At 68.1% G+C, this 18,272-nt stretch carries 17 protein-coding genes, 1 tRNA gene and 1 pseudogene; 4 read left to right on the top strand and 15 right to left on the bottom strand.

Features of this window, described 5'->3' with window-relative positions; genetic code table 11:
- Positions 1-66 precede the first annotated feature (66 nt).
- Positions 67-142 (bottom strand) — tRNA-Ala (locus tag B4L26_RS09595).
- Between the two features lie 87 nt (positions 143-229).
- Between B4L26_RS09595 and B4L26_RS09590 the strand changes: the two genes are divergently transcribed.
- Positions 230-1,420: a hypothetical protein gene (locus B4L26_RS09590; protein WP_290718377.1), complete on the top strand. Its 1,191-nt coding sequence runs from the start codon at positions 230-232 to the stop codon at positions 1,418-1,420.
- Here B4L26_RS09590 and glpR read toward each other — a convergent pair.
- The 5 genes from glpR to B4L26_RS09565 all read right to left on the bottom strand — a co-directional run bounded on the left by glpR (position 1,417) and on the right by B4L26_RS09565 (position 6,941).
- On the bottom strand, positions 1,417-3,048 hold the full coding sequence (gene glpR, locus B4L26_RS09585; RefSeq protein ID WP_290718375.1) for a gephyrin-like molybdotransferase receptor GlpR: 1,632 nt from the start codon (positions 3,046-3,048) through the stop codon (positions 1,417-1,419). The two genes, B4L26_RS09590 and glpR, sit on opposite strands and share 4 nt — an antisense overlap.
- 167 nt (positions 3,049-3,215) lie before the next feature.
- Positions 3,216-3,878: an SIMPL domain-containing protein gene (locus tag B4L26_RS09580; RefSeq protein ID WP_290718373.1), complete on the bottom strand. Its 663-nt coding sequence runs from the start codon at positions 3,876-3,878 to the stop codon at positions 3,216-3,218.
- Positions 3,875-4,531 (bottom strand): GNAT family N-acetyltransferase, encoded by a 657-nt coding sequence (locus B4L26_RS09575; RefSeq protein ID WP_290718371.1) that lies wholly within the window; start codon positions 4,529-4,531, stop codon positions 3,875-3,877. The genes B4L26_RS09580 and B4L26_RS09575 overlap by 4 nt, the downstream gene beginning before the upstream one ends.
- A 21-nt stretch (positions 4,532-4,552) precedes the next feature.
- Entirely contained in the window at positions 4,553-5,857 is a 1,305-nt protein-coding gene (glp, locus tag B4L26_RS09570; protein WP_290718369.1) for a gephyrin-like molybdotransferase Glp, read from the bottom strand.
- 157 nt (positions 5,858-6,014) lie between these two features.
- Positions 6,015-6,941, bottom strand: coding sequence for a UTP--glucose-1-phosphate uridylyltransferase (locus tag B4L26_RS09565; RefSeq protein WP_290718367.1), 927 nt, complete (start codon positions 6,939-6,941; stop codon positions 6,015-6,017).
- 54 nt (positions 6,942-6,995) lie between these two features.
- Here B4L26_RS09565 and B4L26_RS09560 point away from each other — a divergent pair, with 54 nt between their 5' ends.
- The gene (locus tag B4L26_RS09560) at positions 6,996-7,571 is read left to right on the top strand and encodes a 5-formyltetrahydrofolate cyclo-ligase (protein ID WP_290718365.1); all 576 of its coding nucleotides are present in this window, start codon (positions 6,996-6,998) and stop codon (positions 7,569-7,571) included.
- A gap of 9 nt (positions 7,572-7,580) precedes the next feature.
- Here B4L26_RS09560 and B4L26_RS09555 read toward each other — a convergent pair whose 3' ends face one another.
- Positions 7,581-7,904 carry an FmdB family zinc ribbon protein gene (locus tag B4L26_RS09555; RefSeq protein WP_290718363.1) on the bottom strand — a complete coding sequence of 108 codons (324 nt, stop codon included), beginning with the start codon at positions 7,902-7,904 and terminating at the stop codon, positions 7,581-7,583.
- A gap of 171 nt (positions 7,905-8,075) precedes the next feature.
- On the opposite strand from B4L26_RS09555, the gene B4L26_RS09550 reads away from it, so the two are divergent.
- Both B4L26_RS09550 and mscL read left to right on the top strand, forming a co-directional pair.
- Positions 8,076-8,741 carry an SAF domain-containing protein gene (locus B4L26_RS09550; protein WP_290718361.1) on the top strand — a complete coding sequence of 222 codons (666 nt, stop codon included), beginning with the start codon at positions 8,076-8,078 and terminating at the stop codon, positions 8,739-8,741.
- Positions 8,742-8,897: 156 nt separating this feature from the next.
- Positions 8,898-9,785: a large conductance mechanosensitive channel protein MscL gene (gene mscL, locus B4L26_RS09545; RefSeq protein ID WP_290718359.1), complete on the top strand. Its 888-nt coding sequence runs from the start codon at positions 8,898-8,900 to the stop codon at positions 9,783-9,785.
- A 605-nt stretch (positions 9,786-10,390) separates the two neighbouring features.
- Here mscL and B4L26_RS09540 read toward each other — a convergent pair.
- The 8 genes and pseudogenes from B4L26_RS09540 to B4L26_RS09505 all read right to left on the bottom strand — a co-directional run.
- Complete coding sequence (locus B4L26_RS09540; RefSeq protein ID WP_290718357.1) at positions 10,391-12,256, bottom strand: ABC transporter ATP-binding protein; 1,866 nt, start codon at positions 12,254-12,256, stop codon at positions 10,391-10,393.
- 139 nt (positions 12,257-12,395) lie between these two features.
- Positions 12,396-13,057 (bottom strand): annotated as a pseudogene (locus tag B4L26_RS09535) (MspA family porin).
- Positions 13,058-13,082: 25 nt separating this feature from the next.
- On the bottom strand, positions 13,083-13,745 hold the full coding sequence (locus tag B4L26_RS09530) for an MspA family porin (RefSeq protein WP_290718355.1): 663 nt from the start codon (positions 13,743-13,745) through the stop codon (positions 13,083-13,085).
- Positions 13,746-13,806: 61 nt separating this feature from the next.
- Entirely contained in the window at positions 13,807-13,983 is a 177-nt protein-coding gene (locus B4L26_RS09525) for a hypothetical protein (protein ID WP_290718353.1), read from the bottom strand.
- 4 nt (positions 13,984-13,987) lie between these two features.
- Positions 13,988-14,551, bottom strand: a complete 564-nt coding sequence (locus B4L26_RS09520) for a MogA/MoaB family molybdenum cofactor biosynthesis protein (protein ID WP_290718351.1) — start codon at positions 14,549-14,551, stop codon at positions 13,988-13,990.
- Between the two features lie 20 nt (positions 14,552-14,571).
- Positions 14,572-16,074 carry a S1C family serine protease gene (locus tag B4L26_RS09515; protein ID WP_290718349.1) on the bottom strand — a complete coding sequence of 501 codons (1,503 nt, stop codon included), beginning with the start codon at positions 16,072-16,074 and terminating at the stop codon, positions 14,572-14,574.
- Positions 16,075-16,126: 52 nt separating this feature from the next.
- Positions 16,127-17,605: a sensor histidine kinase gene (locus B4L26_RS09510; RefSeq protein ID WP_290718347.1), complete on the bottom strand. Its 1,479-nt coding sequence runs from the start codon at positions 17,603-17,605 to the stop codon at positions 16,127-16,129.
- A gap of 2 nt (positions 17,606-17,607) precedes the next feature.
- Positions 17,608-18,272 (bottom strand): response regulator transcription factor (locus tag B4L26_RS09505; RefSeq protein ID WP_290718345.1); only part of this gene is annotated, 665 nt, incomplete at its 5' end.

Below are 18,272 nucleotides of genomic sequence, written 5' to 3'. Positions count from 1 at the left end.
CTTGTTGCCTCGGAGTGTTGCCTCGCGGCCGACTATCGCGATTTTGTCCCTCTGACCTGCATGTTCTGGTGGAGCTAGGGAGAATCGAACTCCCGACCTACTCGATGCGAACGAGTCGCGCTACCAACTGCGCCATAGCCCCGGGTGACCGTCGCCGATCGACCGCCCGCAACTTTATCACCTCGCCCGTACGGGTCGCGAAACGCCCGATGACCACTAGGATTTGGGCGTGGCTGAACTCACTGACGACCAAATCACCGAAGCACTCGACGCGCTGATCGCGGCGCTCAACCCGATCATCGACGCGCTCTCGAAGAGCGACGTGACGGGCCTGCGGCGGAAAACATTCGACGACACACCCGTCGGCGACGGCATTTTCAACCGCGTCAAGCACATCGCAACGCGGGCCGTCGACCTCGCCGACCTCCCTGGCACCAAGGGGTGGAGCGAGTTGTCAATGACAGAGCGGGCCCAGTGGTGGGTGAATCGCGTCGGCAGTATCAATACGATCGGCGTCGCGTTCCCCAATGTGTTCGGCGTGTGGGCACAGCGTCTGCCGGTGACGACGGTCCTCGGCTTCGTGAACCAGGCGATGGTCCTCGTCGCGGTCGCCCGCGAATACCGCGTCACCGATCGGGCACGGCAGGTGGAACTCCTCGCCAGCGTGCTCGCAGCACGTGAGGTCCACGTCGACGCGCTGGATCCGACCCCCGATGGTGTACCGCTCGAGATCAAGAAAAAGTCGGTGGTCAAGGCCACCTGGGACGTCGTTCGCACCCTGCAGGGCGGCGTCAACCAGATGGGTCGGCGCCCACAGCCGAACAAGACGCTGCGGTTGCTGTCGCAGTTGCCCGTCATCGGCGCACCGTTCAACTATGTCGGAGAACGGTTCGCTCTCAAGCGCGCGGTGAACGCCGGGCGGGCCTGGATCGTCGCCCACCCCGACGCCATCACCCGCGCGGGGAACGTCGCCGCCGCCCCTGGCGCTGCGTTGGTCGATGATTCCGCTCCGACCGCCGCAGGCACGCCGGCCACTCCGGCCACTCCGGCCAAGAAAGCCGCCGCCAAGAAGACCACAGCAGCAAGAACACCGGCCAAGAAAGCCGCCGCCAAAAAGACCGCGGCAAAGAAGACCACCGCGGCAAAAGCACCGGCCAAGAAAGCCGCCGCCGCCAAGGAGGCCACAGCAGCGAAAGCCACGGCGGCGAAAGCCACGACGGCGAAGACTCCTGCAAAGAAGACCGCAGCCAAGAAGGCACCCGCGACAAAGGCCGCACCGGCCAAGACCACCGCCACCAAAGCCACTTCCGCGACGAAGGGCACTCCGGCTAAGAAGGCCAGTCCGGCCAAGAAGGCAGCCCCCACGAAGGCCGCGGCGGCGAAACCGGCCCCGAAGACCTCAGACCCGTCGCAGGGTTAGACCGCGGCCCGGCGGTAATCGTCGTCGTTGCGCATCATGCGCGGCGGGTGGTACGTCGGCAGGTGGTCGAAGATCGGATCCCCGTCGTCGAACTCCACCACGAGCATGCCGCTGGGGCGGCGTAGCCGCGGACGTCGGGCGGGCTCCGCTTTGGCGACCGGCTGCTCGACGAACTCACGTCGGCGGCGCTCGACCTCATCGCGCCGGGACTGCTCGAGCCGAGCGAGGCGGCGTTGCCGGATCTGGCCCTCGTTCTTCACTGCGCGCCGCAGGAACACCAGGTACGCGACGAGGAGGAAGCCCGCGACACCGGCGGCGATCCACCCCGGCGTCGAGAACAGAACCCCGGAACCGATGGCCAGCAACGTGACCACGACCAGCGTCAAGAGAACGCGCTGACGCTCCTTGTACTTGAGTTCCAGTCGGACGCGGTCGACCTCGGGGTCGTACCCGCCGCGACCGGGGTGCCGCAGCATGACCTGTGTCAACTCGTTGGGATCGACATCGTCCCACGACGGCTCGACCGACTCGGCGACCTCGTCGTCGTCGTCGTCGTCGAAATCGTCGGAGACATCCTCGTCCACCTCGTTGACCTCGACGTCGTCGATCTCGGCTTCTTCCACCTCGACCTCGTCGATTTCGGCGTCCTCAGACTCGGCGACCTCGGCATCGTCAACGTCGGGCTCGGACGTCTCGGCGTCGTCCGCCTCGGCAACCTCGACCTCGACGATTTCCGCCTCAGCGGTTTCCGAGTCGTCCGACTCAACGACCTCGGCCTCAACATCGACGACCTCGTCGCCGGGCTCCCCTGCCTCGTCCGAATCTGCCTCGTCCGAAGCGGTGACCAACTCATCGACGTCGAACAGCGTCGCCGGCTCCTCCCCCGAGCGAACCTTGTCGATCTGCTCCGTCGGCGAATCGTCGGCGACGACGCGATCGATCTTCTCCGTCGGCGAATCGTCAGCCACGACGCGATCAATCTTCTCCGTCGGCGAGTTGTCGGCATCGAGGTGCTCGGTGATCTCGACGTCGATGACTTCGACTTCGGTCACCTCGACTGTCCGCTTGCCCTTCGTGCCCCGCTTGTCCTCGACAATCTCGGCGTCGACGATCGTGACGGCTCCACCATCGACCACGTCGATCACTTCCGTGATGGCGTCAGCGGTCGGATCCGTCGTCGTGATGCTGACGGCGCGGCGCATGCGTGCTGCGACGGTCCGGACGGTCGCGCGATTGCGAGCGGGCACCTTGCCCGGTGTACGGGCCGGATCAACCGGCACACTCGGCACGTCGGACTTCTCCGCCGCCTTATTCTCCGCGGTCACCACGGGCTTGGCCTCAGGCGAATCCTGCGACGAAACGTCGGACTTGGCCTTCTCCGCGGCAGCAACCTTGGCCGCCGTGGCGCGGGCATGCTTGTCCTTGGGCTTGTAGTCGGGATCGTGCGGGTGAGCGCCGCTGCCGACTCCGCGGCGCCGGCGCACCGCATCCTCGCCGCGCTTGAGAACTCGTGTCGCCGCAGCGACCGGCGTGGACTTGCGCAGGCCCGGACGGCCCTGGATGACCATCGGGATCAGGACGAACAGCCAGATCGCCACGAGGCATACCCACAGCACTGAATTCGGCATCCGACTCTCCTTCTTTCACTCTGGTCACACGTACCCAACCTCAATCTAGGTCCGTGGAGAGTGAATGCCGCGCAGACGCGCCGAGGGCCCCGGAAGTCTGCTGAATAACGGGGGTCAGAGGGTATTCCTCCCTCTGGCCCTCAACGGTCGACAGACTTCGGGGACAGTCAGTCCGACGCGGTGAACCGCGCGTCGACGGCGGCAGCGATGACGACATCGTCTGGCCGTAACTCCAACGTCGGGCCCGCCCCCATGTCGGCGCCCGCCGCCCGCATCATCATCGGCCCCACCGACTCGTTCGGCGCCGTGCCCAACATGTCCGGATCGGCGAGAGCAACCGCGACGACCGTCCCCCGGCCCACCGCGTCGGCGTAGGCCTGGGCTTTGGCGACAGCATCACCGACTGCCTCGCGACGCACGTCCACCTCGTAGCTTCGGCGGTTCTCTACCCGGACGTCCCAGGCGATGTGACCGACCGTCAGCCCGTCGCGCCCGGCCCAGTCGACGAGGAAGGCGGCCAGCGCCTCGAAGTCCAGGAACTCCGCGGTCATCGCGATCCGCGTCGTGTAGAGCACCTTGCGCGATTGCTTCCCGTCCACCCACGGCCGGTGTCCGAAGACGTGGATGTCGTTGGCGTGCCAGGTGTTCAGCGCGTCCGTCTCGTCAAGGCGGGTCAACTCCGCAACGACCTCGCTCTGCAGCGCCAGCGCCTTGGCGTGAGCGGATTCGCTGGTTGGCTCGGTGAACGACGCCGCAAGCGTCACGGTGCCCTGCTCGGGACGGTACTGCCGCTCGGCCCGCCCGCGAACCGTGATCTCCAGTGCACTCATCGGAAATGTGCCCTTCCCGCCCGGACCAGCGTCTCGCTGGCGCTACTGACCACTTCCTCGGTCGTCATCGCGAACAGGTCGTGGTCGCGCCAACGACCGTCGACGTCCATATACCGCTTCAGGAGGCCTTCGTGGCGGAACCCGACCTTCGTCAGGACGGTGCGCGACGCGGCGTTGGTCGGTTGCACCGTCGCCTCCAACCGGTGCAGGCCGACCGGACCGAAAGCATGGTCGACGCCGAGCGCGACGGCAGCCGTCGCGATCCCCTGGCCGGTCCATTCCTTGTCGACCCAGTACCCGATCCATGCGCTGCGCACAGCACCGCGCTGCAGGTTCCCGATGGTGAGTTGTCCGACGTAGGCGCCGTCGACCTCGATCACGAACGGCAGCAGAACCCCGCGCTTGGCTTCGGCCTTGAGCACCGAATACAGCCCCGGCCAGCTGCCCCGTTGATGCCGCACAACCCAATTGGCCTCACCCGTCGGCTCCCATGGCAGCAACAGTTCCTGGTTACGGATGCGCAGCCTGCTCCAGTCGGCGGCATCACGCAGCTTGATCGGCCGCAGGACCACTCCGCCGGTGGCAACGTCGAGTGGTCCGACACGCGCCGGCCAACCCGGGTGCGCGCGCGAATTCGTACCCCAGCTGAACACGGCTCCAACTGTAATCGCGGGCTACCCGCGCTGCGCGAGGAACATGACGTCGACCTCATCTCCGGGGTCGAGCTTGGCATCCTCGGAGGGGACGACGACGAGGCAGTTGGCCTCGGCGAGTTCGGCGAGCAGATGCGACGACCCGGTGGTCGACCCGCCGATCACCTGCACCATGTAGTCGCCGGTCTGCTCTTCCCGCATCAACTGTCCGCGTAGGTAGCCGGTGCGGCCCTCGACGGAGGCGATCGGCCCGATCGTGCGCGCCCGGATGACGCGGCGCAGCGGCTCCCGCTTGCCCAGGGCGATGCGGATCAGCGGCCGGACCATTACCTCGAACGTCACGAGCGCCGACACCGGGTTCGCCGGCAGCAGGAAGGTGGGCACCTCGTCGCGGCCCAACCGCCCGAAGCCCTGCACGGACCCCGGGTGCATCGCGATCCGCGAGATCTCCAAGTCGCCGAGGTCTTCGAGCGCCGCAGCGATCGCTTTCGACGATGAGCCGCCGACGGCACCGCAGAGCACCACGATCTCTGATCGGATGAGTTGGGCCTCCACGACTTCGCGCAGTTTCGCCTGGTCGCGCTCGGCGATGCCCACGCGGTTGACGTCGGCACCCGCATCGCGGGCGGCGGCGGCCAGCGCATAGCTGTTCACGTCGTAGACCTGGCCGGCCCCGGGCACTCGATCGATGTCGACCAGCTCGGATCCGACGGCGATCACCGACAACCGGGGACGGGGGTGCACCAACACCCGCGACCGCCCGACCGCGGCGAGCAGACCGACCTGCGCCGGCCCGATGATCTCGCTGGCGCGCACCGCCACGTCGCCGGGTTGCACGTCGTCACCGGTGCGCCGCACGTAGGAACCGCTGTCCACGCCATGCGCGACGCGCACCTTCTTCTCGCCGCCGTCGGTCCAGCGCAGCGGCACCACCGAATCGGCGAGTGTCGGCATCGGCGCACCTGTTTCGACCCGCACGGCTTGGCGCGGCTGCAATCGGATGGGTGTGCGCGAGCCGGGCTCGACGTCGCCGACGACGGGCAGGTACACCGCGATGGGATCACCCTCGACGAGGGCGTCGAGCTCGGCCTCCCCCGCGTCGAACTCCTCGTCGGCCCCGGGTGCCACGACTCCGGCGAGCGCGACGTCCACCGCCCGAACGGCATAACCGTCGACTGCGGCCTGATCGAACCCGGGGAGGGGGCGCTCGGTGAGGACTTCCTCGGCGCACATGAGGCCCTGGGCCTCGGAGATCGCGATCTTCACCGGCCGCGGAACCACCGCCGACGCGGTGACCCGCGCCAGGTGTTCATCGACAGACCGCATCACGCCTCCTTGTTGGTGGGACCAGCGGTCCAAAACGGGCAACAGCCATTGAACAGACGTTGCTTTGGCAGACCGACTCTAACGCGACCCGCAGGCGGCGCCGGGGCGCCACGCCGGGCGAAGACAAGCCGCCTACGACACACCGGAGATCCGGCGGTCACTGCTCCAGTTCGAGACGGGCGACGAGCCAGTCGCGCAGGTCCGGGCCGTAGTCGTCGCGGTCGAGCGCAAAGTCGACGGCGGCTTTCAGGTATCCGCCGGGGTTGCCCAGGTCATGGCGCGTACCGCGGTGGACGACGACGTGGACGGGCTCTCCGTCGGCGATGAGCAGGGCGATTGCGTCGGTCAGTTGAAGCTCGCCACCTGCGCCGGGGGTGATGCGCCGCAGCGCATCGAAGATCTTGCGGTCCAAGATGTAGCGACCGGCGGCCGCGAAATTCGACGGGGCGTCGGCGGGTTGGGGCTTTTCCACCATCCCGCGGACCCGCAGCACGTCGGGGTTGGATGCGTCGGGCACCGTCTCGACGTCGAAGATCCCGTACGCCGACAACTGGTCGTCGGGAACCTCGATCGCACACAGCACCGATCCCCCGCGGCGTTCACGCACCCGGGCCATCGTCTCGAGCACGCCGCCGGGCAGCACGAGGTCGTCGGGCAAGAGCACCGCCACGGCGTCCTCGTCGTCGGCGAGGTAGTCCTCCACGCACCCGATCGCGTGGCCGAGGCCCAGCGGCTTCTCCTGGACGACCGACGCGACCTCGAGCAGGTTGGGGGCCTTGCGCACTTTGGCGAGCATCGCCGCCTTGCCGCGCTTGGCGAGCGTGTTCTCGAGCACCAGGTCTTCGACGAAGTGCGCGACGACGCCGTCCTTGCCCGGCGAAGTGATGATCAACAGCCGGTGCGCTCCGGCTGATTTGGCCTCCTCGGCGACCAGTTCGATGCCGGGCGTATCGACGACGGGAAGCAGTTCCTTGGGCACCGTCTTCGTCGCGGGCAGGAAGCGCGTGCCCAGCCCGGCGGCCGGCACGACCGCCGTGCGGGGGATGGGCGGAGCGGCCGCGCTGCCGGTATCCGTGGAGGTCATAGCTCTACACTGTATTCGGCGCGTCGCTGCGCCCGACAACCGCGGGAGTGGTGGATGACCAAGAACGAGCTGCGAGCCCGCCTGCGCGCCAAGCGCGAGAGCATGTCGGTTTTCGACGTCGAGAGCGCCGCGGCCAACCTCGCCGAGTGGATGTACCGCCTTCCCGTCCCGGTGCGATCAGGCGGCACCATCGGGTGCTACCTGCCGATCGGCAGCGAACCGGGGTCCGACGCGATGCTCGACGCCCTCATCGACCAAGGTTTCCGGACGATTGTGCCGGTGGTTCCCGACGGTGATCCGCAGCCGCTGCACTGGGCGGTGTACACCCCCGGTGTGGATCTGGAGGACCGGCGGTGGGGGCTGGTCGAGCCGGACTCGGAGATCCTCGGACCCCAAGCACTGGCACAGGCGTCCATCGTGTTCATCCCCGCACTCGCGTTGTCGCGCGACGGATCTCGGCTCGGACGCGGCGCCGGCTATTACGACCGCAGCCTCGGCGCATCGAGTGCCGTACGGATCGGGATCGTCTACGACGACGAGGTCCTCGACGAACTCCCCGTCGAAGCGACCGATGTCCCGATGGATTGGGCGTTGACCCCGGAAGCCGGTTTCAGGCAGTTCCGCCCGTAGCGCGGTCCGTCAGGGCGTGGCAGCAGGGGCGGCGGTCTTGGTGGACTCCTTGGTCGAGGACGCCTCCTTCGACGCCGACGACGTGCTCGAGCTACCCGAATCCGACGACCCCGAGTCGCTGGACGAGCTCGAGTCACCCGACGCGGACACCGAGCCCGAGCGGGAATCGGTGCGGTAGAAACCACTGCCCTTGAAGACGATCCCCACGCTGTTGAACAGCTTGCGCAGCCGGCCCTCGCACGCGGGGCACTCGGTCAGCGAGTCGTCGGAGAAGGACTGCACGATGTCGAACTTGTTGTCGCACTCGGTACAGGCATAGGAGTAAGTGGGCACGGTGAAAACCTCCAGTCGTCATAGATTCTAACCGACGCTGGCACTCGTTAATTCCGAGTGCCAGACGGGCCCGGGTACGGGTTATCCACAGTTCTCAGCTATCCACAGGCACCGCCCGGTTCGACGCACAGTCGCGCGGTCCTACTGCCAGCGCGCGGTAGCTTCGGCGACATGTCACCCCGCTTCCGCGGCCACGAGCTCGCACCCCGCGCACGGGACCGGTTCCGGCGCCTGCTCCGGCCCGGGTGGGCCCGATCGATGCTGGTGCGGCGCAGCGTCGCAGCGATCCTGGTACTCGCCGCGGTGACGGTGTTCTTCGCCGATCAGCGAGCCGCACCGGGCACGGCGGTGGTCGCCGCTGTTCGCGACCTGCGGCCGGGGACCCCCTTGACCGCCGCCGATGTCACAGTGATCCGGGTGCCCGCCGAGACGGTTCCCGACGGTGCGCTGCGGCTGTCCGCCGATGCACGCGGGCGGACCGTCACCGGGGCCGTCCGACGGCACGAGGTCCTCACCGATACGCGGCTTCTCGGGCCGCGGCTGCCTCGACGGCTGACGGGCCTTCCCGGGGCACGACTCGTTCCGGTACACCTCGCCGAGCGCGGCACCGCCGACCTGTTGGTGCCCGGCGACGTCGTCGACGTACTCACCAAGGGCGGCCCGACGGAACCTCCGGTGGTCGTCGCGTCGGGCGCCGTCGTGGCGCTGGGCACGACCGCGCGCGGCTCGCAACGCGGCGACGACGGGTCGCCGGTGCTGTTGGCGATGGGTTCCGCGGCGGCGCACCGGGTGGCGGCGGCCGGTTTGACGACGGCGCTGACCGTCGTGATCCATTGATCCACGGTTGGAATGTCTCAGAAAGTGCACAAATGAAGCACTATGGGGTGACAGGCCCGTTTCAACGTCCCAATACTGAATCGCTCGTTTAGTATTCGTACCGATCGTTAAACGATTGGCAATCCTGCTGCGTCGTAAACCGAGGGAGGACTCGCAGTGTTCAAAGGATTCAAGGAATTCATTCTGCGTGGGAACGTTGTTGAACTGGCGACCGCCGTCATCATCGGTGCCGCGTTCAATTCTATTGTCGAGGCGTTCACCCAGCGGGTCCTCGAACCACTGATCAACTCCATCCCCGGCGGAGACCCCGCCAAAGCCGCCGAGGGCGTAGGGTTCTGCGTCGGCGATTGCCGATTTGCCAATCCGAACAACGCCAATCCGATGGATGCGTTGAATTACATCAACCTCGGCGCGGTGATCACGGCGGCAATCAACTTCCTCATTGTTGCTTTCGTCGTGTACTTCATCATCGTCCTGCCCTACAACAAGCTGGCCGACCTCTTCACCGGCGAAAAGGCCGAAGAGGACACCGAAGTCTCCCTGCTCTCCGAGATTCGCGACCTGATGGATCCCGAAGGTGCGGCCGAGCGCGCCAAGGCCGAGAAGGAGGCCGAGGAGGCGGCGGCGAAGGAAGCCGAAACGACCCTCTTCGAGCGCGAGGGCAATCCCGCGATCATCGCACCGATCGCCGGCGGCGGCGAGCCGATGATCCGGCCCAGCGCCGGCGGCCCGCCCTCTGGCGCCATCCCCCGCCAGCGTCTCGGTGGTTGGGAGACCGGCGCACAGCCCCCCGTTCGCGGCGGGTATCCCACCGGCTCGCAGCCTCCGATCCCCGGCGGCCCTCCGACCGGCTCGCAGCCTCCGATTCCTGGCTCGCAGCCGCCGGTCGCCGGTGGCGGCTACCCGACGCCTCCGCCGGCCTACCCGGGCGGCGCCCCCACCCCGCCGCCAGCCGGCTACCATCCGCCGCCGTTCCCCGGAGCGGGACCGGAGTACCCGGGCCCGGGACCTGATTTCGACGACCACGGTCGCCACTCCCGCTAGCGCGAGCTACTCAGTACAACCACCGCGCCCGCCGTCGATTTCGACGGCGGGCGCGGTGCTGTCAGCAGTAGGTCGGCCGATCAGTTGAGGCCGATCAGCTGAGCAAGCCTGGAATCTCCAAAGAACCCCAATTGCCGGACCGCCGCTCGTCACGCCGCCGGAAATCCTCTCGCCGGCCGCGATCGCCTCGCTCGTCCCACGGTCGGTTCTCCTCGCGCGGCGGGCGGTGTCCGGGCCGGGGACGGTGCTTGTCGTGCCGGTGGTTATGGCCCCACTCGCCGTCCCCGCCCGGGCGTTCGCGATCATGATGGTGGTCGGGTCGACCGAATCGATCATCGCGGTCGTGGTCACGTCCGTTCCAGCCGCCGTTCTCCCGGTCACCGCCCCCGCGCCCGGTACCGCCACCCCGGTCTCCCCCACCCTGCTCAGCGCCACTGCCGCCACCCTGATCGGCGCCGCCACCGCCGCTCTGATTACTGCTCGTCGCACCGCCGCCTTCGGAGTCCGGCTCGGCGTGCGCGGCCGCACCGCCAACCAGAACCCCCGCTGCGATCAACGGTGCGGCGAGAAGGGTCAGATGCTTTCTGATCATCGTGCTTCCTCGTTCACTGGGTTTCCCCACTTACTTGGTCGACCGGCACGGCAGTGCGCCCGGATAGTTCGACGACCCGCGGCGCCTGCGCGGCCAACACGGGATCGTGGGTGATCAGAATCGTGGTCCGCGAACGCGCCAATCGCAGCATCGGCTCAAGGATGCGCTCGGTCGTCGCGGAGTCGAGGCCGGTCGTGGGCTCGTCGAGGATCAACACCGGGGTATCGCGCAGGAAGGCCCGCGCCAGTGCGATCCGCTGCCGCTGACCGCCGGACAGGTTCGCCCCCGCATCTTGCAGCTGTGTGTCGTACCCCTGCGGCAACTCGGCGATGAACCCGTGTGCGTCAGCGGCCTTGGCCGCGGCCACGACCTCCTCGTGGGAGGCCCCCGGACAGGAGAACCGGATGTTGTCGGCGATACTGCCGCGGTAGAGGGCGATCCGCTGTGGCAGCAGCGTGATGTGGCTGCGCACGTCCTGCAGCCGTTGGGTCGACACGTCGGTGCCGTCGATCAGGATCCGACCAGAATCCGGATCGTAGAAGCGCAGAAGCAGATGGGTCGCCGAAGTCTTCCCCGCGCCGCTGGGGCCGACCAACGCCACGAACTCTCCCGCGTCCAAGTGCAGGGAGAACCCGTCGAACACCTGCTTCCCCGTGTCGGGGTAGGCGAAATCGACGTCGGAGAAGGTCACCGGGACACCACCGGCGGTATGCACCGGCGGTGGGACCGGCGGCGGCAGCGGCGACTCCGGATCGGTGTCGGTCTCGTCGTCGGCGATCACGATCGGCTCGTCAAGGATCTGCGCCACCCGCTCGGCACTTGCCGTGGCCGTCGTGATGGACACCGCGAGACTGCCCAACGATTGGATCTGCGGATACAGCTGACCAAGGTAGCCGGTGAGTGCAATGAGCCCGCCCAGGGTGGTACGCCCGGTCGAGATCATCCAAGCGCCGATCACCAACACGCCCAACATCACGAACAGCTCGACCAGTCCGACGGCCTGGCTGTAAAGCTCGCCGGCCTTGAGCTCGGCGATACGCGCCCGCATCCACTCCAGTGACTGCGCCCGCACCCGACGCCGGTCGGCCGGCCCCTGGTTGTCGGCAGCGATGGCCAACGAATTGTCGACCCCTTCGGCCACGAGCGCGCTGATCGTCCCGTTGGCGATCCGCTCACGCCGTGACACCCGCTTCAGCACGAGGCCGAACCACCGCGACACCAACGCCAAGATCGGTGCGAGCACGAACGCGATGAGGGCGAGTTCCCACTGAGCCAGCAGCGCGGCCACCGCGTACACGATCACCGAAAGAGCGGCGAGACTCGCGGAGACGACTGCCGAGGAGACGAGGTGCTCCGTGGCCTCGACGTCACTGCTGTGACGCGCGATGAGATCGCCCGACGGGTACTTGCGACGCACGTGCGGCGCCAACTGCTGAGTCCGTTCGTACAGGTCGTCGCGCACGCGGGTGACCATTCGCTCGGCGACAACCCCGGTGGTGACCTCGCCGAAGTAGGAGGCCACGGAGCCGAGGATGGTGACGCCGATCCACGCGAGCATGGGCTGGTACAGGCGGCCCATGTCGCCGGTGACCAGGACGTTGTCGACGATGTAGGCGAACAGGGCGATAGTGACGACGGTGGACAGCAGGTCGATCAGCTGCAGCACGATGCCGGCGAACAGTCGGCCCCACAGGCCGGACATGTAGGGGCGGAAGCGACGGATCGCCGCGAGAACGTGCAGCGGGGTCGGCGGCGGCACCAGCATCGCGTCGGGCAGCGGTTGCTCGTCGTCGTGCCCTGGGGTTTCGTATTGGGGCTGCTCGTCGTAGTCGGGTTGGTCCCAACGATCGTCTTGGCGGGGTCGCCGGAAGGAAACCATGCCGTCCTTTGCGTGCGGGCGCGCGGTAGCGCCCGCGCACAGTGGCTGCTTACGACGCTAGCGGCTGCGCCGTCGACATGCAGCCTCCCCCAGCGACGTCAAGGGCAACCCACAGCGAACTGTCAGACAGTCAGTCTTGTCAGCCGATGCTGAACGGCCGGCCCCACAGGACGATCTGGGCGGCCACTTCGTCGGTCTCCACCGCAATGGTGAACCGCGCACGGGCCGAGGCATAGCCCGCGCATCCGTCGATACGGAAGCTCTCCGCGCTGTAGGCGACACCACCGCGGTTGCCGCGGAAGGTGTAGGAGTTGACGCTGTAGCCGGTGTAGCTGGTGTCCGTGCCGGAGGTGGTCTTGATGATCGGCACCCAACCGGTCTGCCCCGGTCCGAGGTGCAGGGTGGCGCCGAAGTTCTGCATATGGCCCCACTGGTTGTTCAGCGGGTCGTAACCGTTCTGGGCACCGCCCAGGTTCATCTGGCAGCCGACGACGTAGCCGCCGGAGATGCTGCCGCCTTTAGCGCCGCCCCGACGGTGGCGACGATCTTCCCGGAGACCCACGCTTCCCGGCTCGTCGGGATATTGGCGACGTTGCCCACGTATCGCACGCTCTCGTCGTAGAGACGGGCCTTCACGGTAGTGCCGTCGACGAGGCGACGGGCGACGCTGCCACCCGGAAGTGGGCGGGCATCGGCGGAGGCCGGGAGTGCGACGACGGTCGTGGTGGCCGCGATGGCGGCGGCGCAGCCGGTGAGGGCGAGACGGCGGGCGAGGATCCGCGCGCGGGAGGTGGTGGTCATCTCGTCGAAAGTCCTTCTGCGCGCGTCAGCCGAGGCTGAAGGGCGTGCCGTAGAGGGTGGTCTGGATGGCTCCGGAATTCCCGGTGACGGTACCGCCCTCGGTGCTGTAGTTGTCGGTGGCGAGGACGGTGATGAACGACCGGGCCTGGGCGTATCCACCGCAGCTTTGCACGGTCATCTCCACGCCCGAGAGTTGGAGGCTCACGACCTTCTTCTTGAAGTCCTTGTTGAGCACCTTCACCACCACGACCTGGCCGGGCTGGACCGGGAAGTTGAGGCTGCCGCCGATGATCGGCAACGGGCTGGCCGTGGTGTTCGTCGACAGCGGCAGGTAAAGACCGCCCGTGAGTCCGACGTCGATACCGCCGACGTTGACCTGGCAACCGACCTGGTAGCCGACCTGGACGTTGCCGCCGCCGCGGTTGATCCGCGCGGTGAACGTACCCGCGACCTGCGCCGACCGCGCGACCGCGTTGAACGCGCCGCTCTCCTGCGCGAAGGCGAACTCGTTGACGCGCTTGAGCGTGACGACCTGGCCGTCGATGCCGGTCGTGCGCTTATATCCGTTGGGCAGTCGTGCGGCCGTCGCTTCGCCGACACCCATACCGGCCAGCGCGACGACTGCCGCCGTCCCGACTGCCAAGATCGAAGCGCTGCGTCGCTTCCACGCCGTGCGTATCGCCGTCAAGAGATCCTCCGTGCACAACAGTCCTCTAAATTCCGATGTGACGGTACCACTGCCTGCTGATCTAGCCGTGGTGGGGAGGTCGATTGCGCTCGTACCAATCGTCGGGACTGCCCGCCACTGCACCCGGCCCACGCTCGTCACCGGTCGTATCGGGCAAGTCGTCGCCGAACACCTCGTCGAGCCGCTTGCGGCGCTGCCAACGGGCCTCGTCGGCGGGATCGGCGTCGGCGGGGGTCATCGGGTCAGAACTCGGTGATGTCTTCGATGACGTGATGAGCCAGCAGCGTGATGGTCGCCATCCCGTCACGGACCGCGGCGCGCGAGTCGGCCAGGTTGACCACCAGCGTCTGGCCGGAGATGCCTGCGAGACCGCGCGACAGCCCGGCGTCGGTGGCGCCTGCGGCCAGTCCGGAAGAGCGGACCGCCTCCTCGATGCCGGGCAGTCGGCGGTCGAGCAAGGGCTCGGTCGCCTCCGGGGTGACGTCGCGGGCGCGGACGCCGACCCCGCCGACGGAGATGACGACGTCGACGCCACCGATGACCGCGGTGTTGAGCGCGTTGCGGATCTCCACCTCGTCACCGGAGACGACAACGGTCGCGTCGACGTGAAAATCAGCTTCTTCGAGCAGCTCGCCCACCAGCGCACCAAGACCGCCGGAGTCCAGGTGGTCGTCGGCGACGACCACGACCAGCGCGCGGGCCGTCACTGTGCCGCGGGTCTCAAGGTCCGACGCGGACAACTCCCGCGCGACCGCGTCGGCGACAGTCTCGTCGCGGGTGGTTTCATCGAACGCCGAGGTGGCCATGGGACTCCTTGAGATCGGGCTCAGTTGGTAGCGAGGGTCTTGAGGGTGACGCGCGCCGTCTGGGGCTTGCCACCGGCGGTATAGGCGACGTCGACACTGTCGCCCGGTGCGAATGATCGCACCGCGGCGACCAGGTCGTCGGCGCTGGTGATCGTGCGCCCGCCGAAGGTGTGAATCACGGCGCCGTCGGGGATGTTCGCCTCCGCGGCCGCGCCCCCCGGCACGATCTTGGTGATGCGGGCCCCCGACTGCGTCGGATCGGTCGTCGACGCCGGGCCGACCGACACGCCCAGGCTGGGGTGCTGGGCCTTACCGGTCTTGCGCAGCTGGTCGGCGACGCGCATCGCCTGATCGATCGGGATCGCGAAGCCCAGTCCGATACTCCCCGAGGCCCGGGCTTCGCCGTTCTGGTCGCTCCCACCCAGGGTGGCGATGGCGGTGTTGATCCCGATCAGCGCGCCGCGGGCGTTGACCAGGGCGCCACCGGAGTTGCCCGGGTTGATCGCGGCGTCGGTCTGGATGGCGTCGATCACCGCCGTGCTGTCACCGACGCGCGACGTCGACACCGGGCGGTTGAGCGCCGAGATGATCCCCGTCGTCACCGTGCCGGCCAGGCCCAGCGGCGAGCCGATGGCGATGACGTCCTGCCCGACGGCGAGGTTTTTCGACGTGCCGATGGTGATCGGCTGCAAGGACGGCTTGTTCTTCACTTGCAGTACCGCGATGTCGGAGATCGGGTCGGCACCGCGCAGTTCGGCCTGGGCTCGCGAACCGTCCTGGAAAATCACGATGATGGACGGTGTCCCGGTGGCCCGGCGACCGCCACCGCCGGCGACGACGTGGTTGTTGGTCATGATGGTGCCGTCCGTGTCGAGGACCACACCCGACCCCTCGCCCTCTTGGTTGCCGACCCGCACCGCGATCGATACGACTGACGGCAGCACCTTGGCCGCGACCGCCTGCACGCTCCCTGCTGGCGCGGGAAGCTCCTTCTGCGGTGCCCCATCGCCCTGGCGGTCACCGCCGACCGCCGCCGGAACGGGGTCTCGGTCGACGTTGGCGCCGACGACGCCACCGATGCCACCGGAGGCCAGGGCGAGCGCCGCCACGCCGGTGATCAGTGCGGCCCGCTTGCCGAATCCCGTGCTCTTGGCTCCTGCTGCGGGCGCGCCGACCGAGGCGGGCCCGGCTTGCCCGTACGGTGCCGCGGCAGCATCGGTCTGACCGTAGGCCGTGCCGGTCTGGCCGTAGCCCGCGCCGGTCTGGCCGTACGAGGCACCGCTCTGGCCGTACTGCGCACCGCTCTGGCCGTACGGGGTCGTCGGCACCGAGCCGTAGGCGGCGGGGTACGGCGACGTAGTGGGCTGTGCCGTCGACTGGGTCGGCTCATCGGCGGCTGGGAACGGCGACGTCGGCGGGCGGTGGTACTCCGGCCGCTGTCCCGTCGTCCCACCGTCGCCATCATGGCCGCCGCCGGTCGACGACTGCCAGGGCGATTGGTCGTTTGAGGGGGGTTGCGTCACAGAGTTGCCTTACTGTCGATCGGGCACGGTCGGGTTTGGGGTTTGTTCCAGCTTACTGGCGGACGACCACCGGGGGCGGTCCGACCGGTATCGGGTGGCCGGGCAGGGCCATCGCGATAAGCGCCCCACCCTGGGGCGATTGCGCCGCTGTCACGGTGCCGCCGATGCGTTCGACGACTTGGCGCACGATGGCCAGGCCGAGCCCCGAGCCGGGCATCGAGCGCGCCGCCGCAGACCGGTAGAACCGCTCGAAAACCAGCTCGCGGTCCTCGGCCGGGATGCCCGGACCGGCGTCGGCGACGGTCAGCACAGCGACGTTCACGGCGGTCTGGCGCAGGCGCACTTCGACGTGATGCCCGCCGGGCGACCATTTCGCGGCATTGTCCAGCACGTTCAGCACGGCGCGAGACAGGCCCGCCTCCTCACCGAAGACGAACCAACTCTCCGCGTCGACGTCGAACTCGACGTCGTTGCGGCGGCGTCGGGCGCGCTCAAGGCTGCGGTCGATGATGTCGAGCATGTCGATCTCCTCATGCACGACCTCCGGCACGTCTTCGCGCGAGAGGTCCACCAGGTCGCCGACGAGCGTCGACAGCTCCTCGATCTGGGCGACGATATCGCTGCGGAGTTCGATCATGTCTGCCAGCGGCACTGTGGGCGCTCCGGGTTCGGCCGACGCGATGAGTAGTTCGACGTTGGTGCGCAACGACGTCAACGGCGTCTTGAGCTCATGGCCGGCATCAGCGACGAGGCGCGCCTGCTTGTCGCGCGAGCTCTGCAGAGCGGCGAGCATAGTGTTGAAGGATTCGGTGAGGCGGGCCAACTCGTCGTTGCCGCTGACCGGGATGGGGTCGAGGACCTCGGTCCGGGCGACTCGTTCGGCGGCGCGCGTCAACCGGGCCACCGGCCGAAGACCGGTGCGCGCCACGGTCGTTCCGGCGAGCGCGGCCAGTGCCACGCCACCACCGCCGACGACGAGCAGGACCCACGCGAGGCGTTTGAGGACGCGCTCGGTGTGCAGCAGGCTCTGCGACATGATCAGCGTGTAGCCGCGGTCCAGTTTGCGCGCCAGCACCCGCTGGTCGTCGATGGTCCGCAAGCTCTGGTTGTACTGGCCCGGCCGATTGACGCTGCGGGCGATCCTGCGCTCAGGCGCCTCGAACGGAACCGAGCCCACGAGGAACGTCTGACCGTCGGGTCGGATGAGCGCGACGGAGATATTCGTCGAGAACACCGCACCCGACACCACGCGCTGCGGGTCGCCGCGCAGCGCACCGGTGCGCGACAGCGCGGTCATCCCGTCGGCGCGGCTCTCCAACTGGCGGTCGACCTCGTTGTACATGGCCCGGTAGACGACGAAGTACGCGGCTGCGGCCATCAACGACACCGACACTGCCACGACGGTGGCCGAGAGGAGCGCGACGCGCGTGGTCAGCGACGCCGAGCGGGTGAGGGCGAACGGTTCGCGCATCTCTCGGTGCGCGACTTCCTCGCGGTGGCGCTCCGACCACCGCCGCAGATCCGACCACATACTCAGGGCGGTGTCTCCCGCAACACGTAGCCGACGCCGCGCACGGTGTGGATCAGTCGCGGCTCCCCCTCGGCCTCGGTCTTGCGACGGAGATAGCCGACGTAGACCTCCAGCGCGTTGCCCGACGTCGGGAAGTCGTAGCCCCAGACCTCTTCGAGGATGCGGCTGCGGGAAAGCACGCGGCGCGGGTTCGCCATCAGCATCTCCAGCAGGGCGAACTCGGTGCGCGTCAGGCTGATCGCCCGCTCACCGCGGGTGACGTCGCGGGTGACCGGATCCAGCCGCAGGTCCTCGAATTCCAGGGCCTCGGAATCCTCGTCCTCGGGGGTGGCGCGGCGCAGTAGTGCACGCAGTCGGGCGAGGAGTTCTTCGAGGGCGAACGGCTTGGCCAGGTAGTCGTCGGCACCGGCGTCCAAGCCGGCGACGCGCTCGGAGACCGAGTCGCGGGCGGTAAGGACCAGGATCGGCAGGTCGTCGCCGGCCGACCGGAGTCGGCGGCACACCTCCAACCCGTCCATCCGCGGCATCATGACGTCGAGCAACAGCAGGTCCGGGCGGTGCGCGACGACCTTTTCGAGGGCTTCGAGGCCGTCACCCGCGGTCTCGACGGTGTAGCCGTTGAACGTCAGCGACCGGCGCAACGATTCACGCACCGCACGGTCGTCGT

The organism is Gordonia sp. UBA7599 (assembly GCA_002477755.1).
Lineage (GTDB): Bacteria > Actinomycetota > Actinomycetes > Mycobacteriales > Mycobacteriaceae > Gordonia.
Note: the sequence above shows the minus strand (reverse complement) of the source record. Positions and strands in the feature narration are given on the sequence as shown.

What these genes read in the sequence shown, in the direction of transcription:
- B4L26_RS09580 (WP_290718373.1), bottom strand. Translation starts at nt 3,878, where the DNA reads ATGAGTGCACTGGAGATCACGGTTCGCGGGCGGGCCGAGCGGCAGTAC.
- glp (WP_290718369.1), bottom strand. Translation starts at nt 5,857, where the DNA reads ATGCGGTCTGTCGATGAACACCTGGCGCGGGTCACCGCGTCGGCGGTG.
- B4L26_RS09560 (WP_290718365.1), top strand. Translation starts at nt 6,996, where the DNA reads ATGACCAAGAACGAGCTGCGAGCCCGCCTGCGCGCCAAGCGCGAGAGC.
- glpR (WP_290718375.1), bottom strand. Translation starts at nt 3,048, where the DNA reads ATGCCGAATTCAGTGCTGTGGGTATGCCTCGTGGCGATCTGGCTGTTC.
- B4L26_RS09525 (WP_290718353.1), bottom strand. Translation starts at nt 13,983, where the DNA reads ATGACCCCCGCCGACGCCGATCCCGCCGACGAGGCCCGTTGGCAGCGC.
- B4L26_RS09540 (WP_290718357.1), bottom strand. Translation starts at nt 12,256, where the DNA reads ATGGTTTCCTTCCGGCGACCCCGCCAAGACGATCGTTGGGACCAACCC.
- B4L26_RS09550 (WP_290718361.1), top strand. Translation starts at nt 8,076, where the DNA reads ATGTCACCCCGCTTCCGCGGCCACGAGCTCGCACCCCGCGCACGGGAC.
- B4L26_RS09520 (WP_290718351.1), bottom strand. Translation starts at nt 14,551, where the DNA reads ATGGCCACCTCGGCGTTCGATGAAACCACCCGCGACGAGACTGTCGCC.
- B4L26_RS09510 (WP_290718347.1), bottom strand. Translation starts at nt 17,605, where the DNA reads ATGTGGTCGGATCTGCGGCGGTGGTCGGAGCGCCACCGCGAGGAAGTC.
- B4L26_RS09565 (WP_290718367.1), bottom strand. Translation starts at nt 6,941, where the DNA reads ATGACCTCCACGGATACCGGCAGCGCGGCCGCTCCGCCCATCCCCCGC.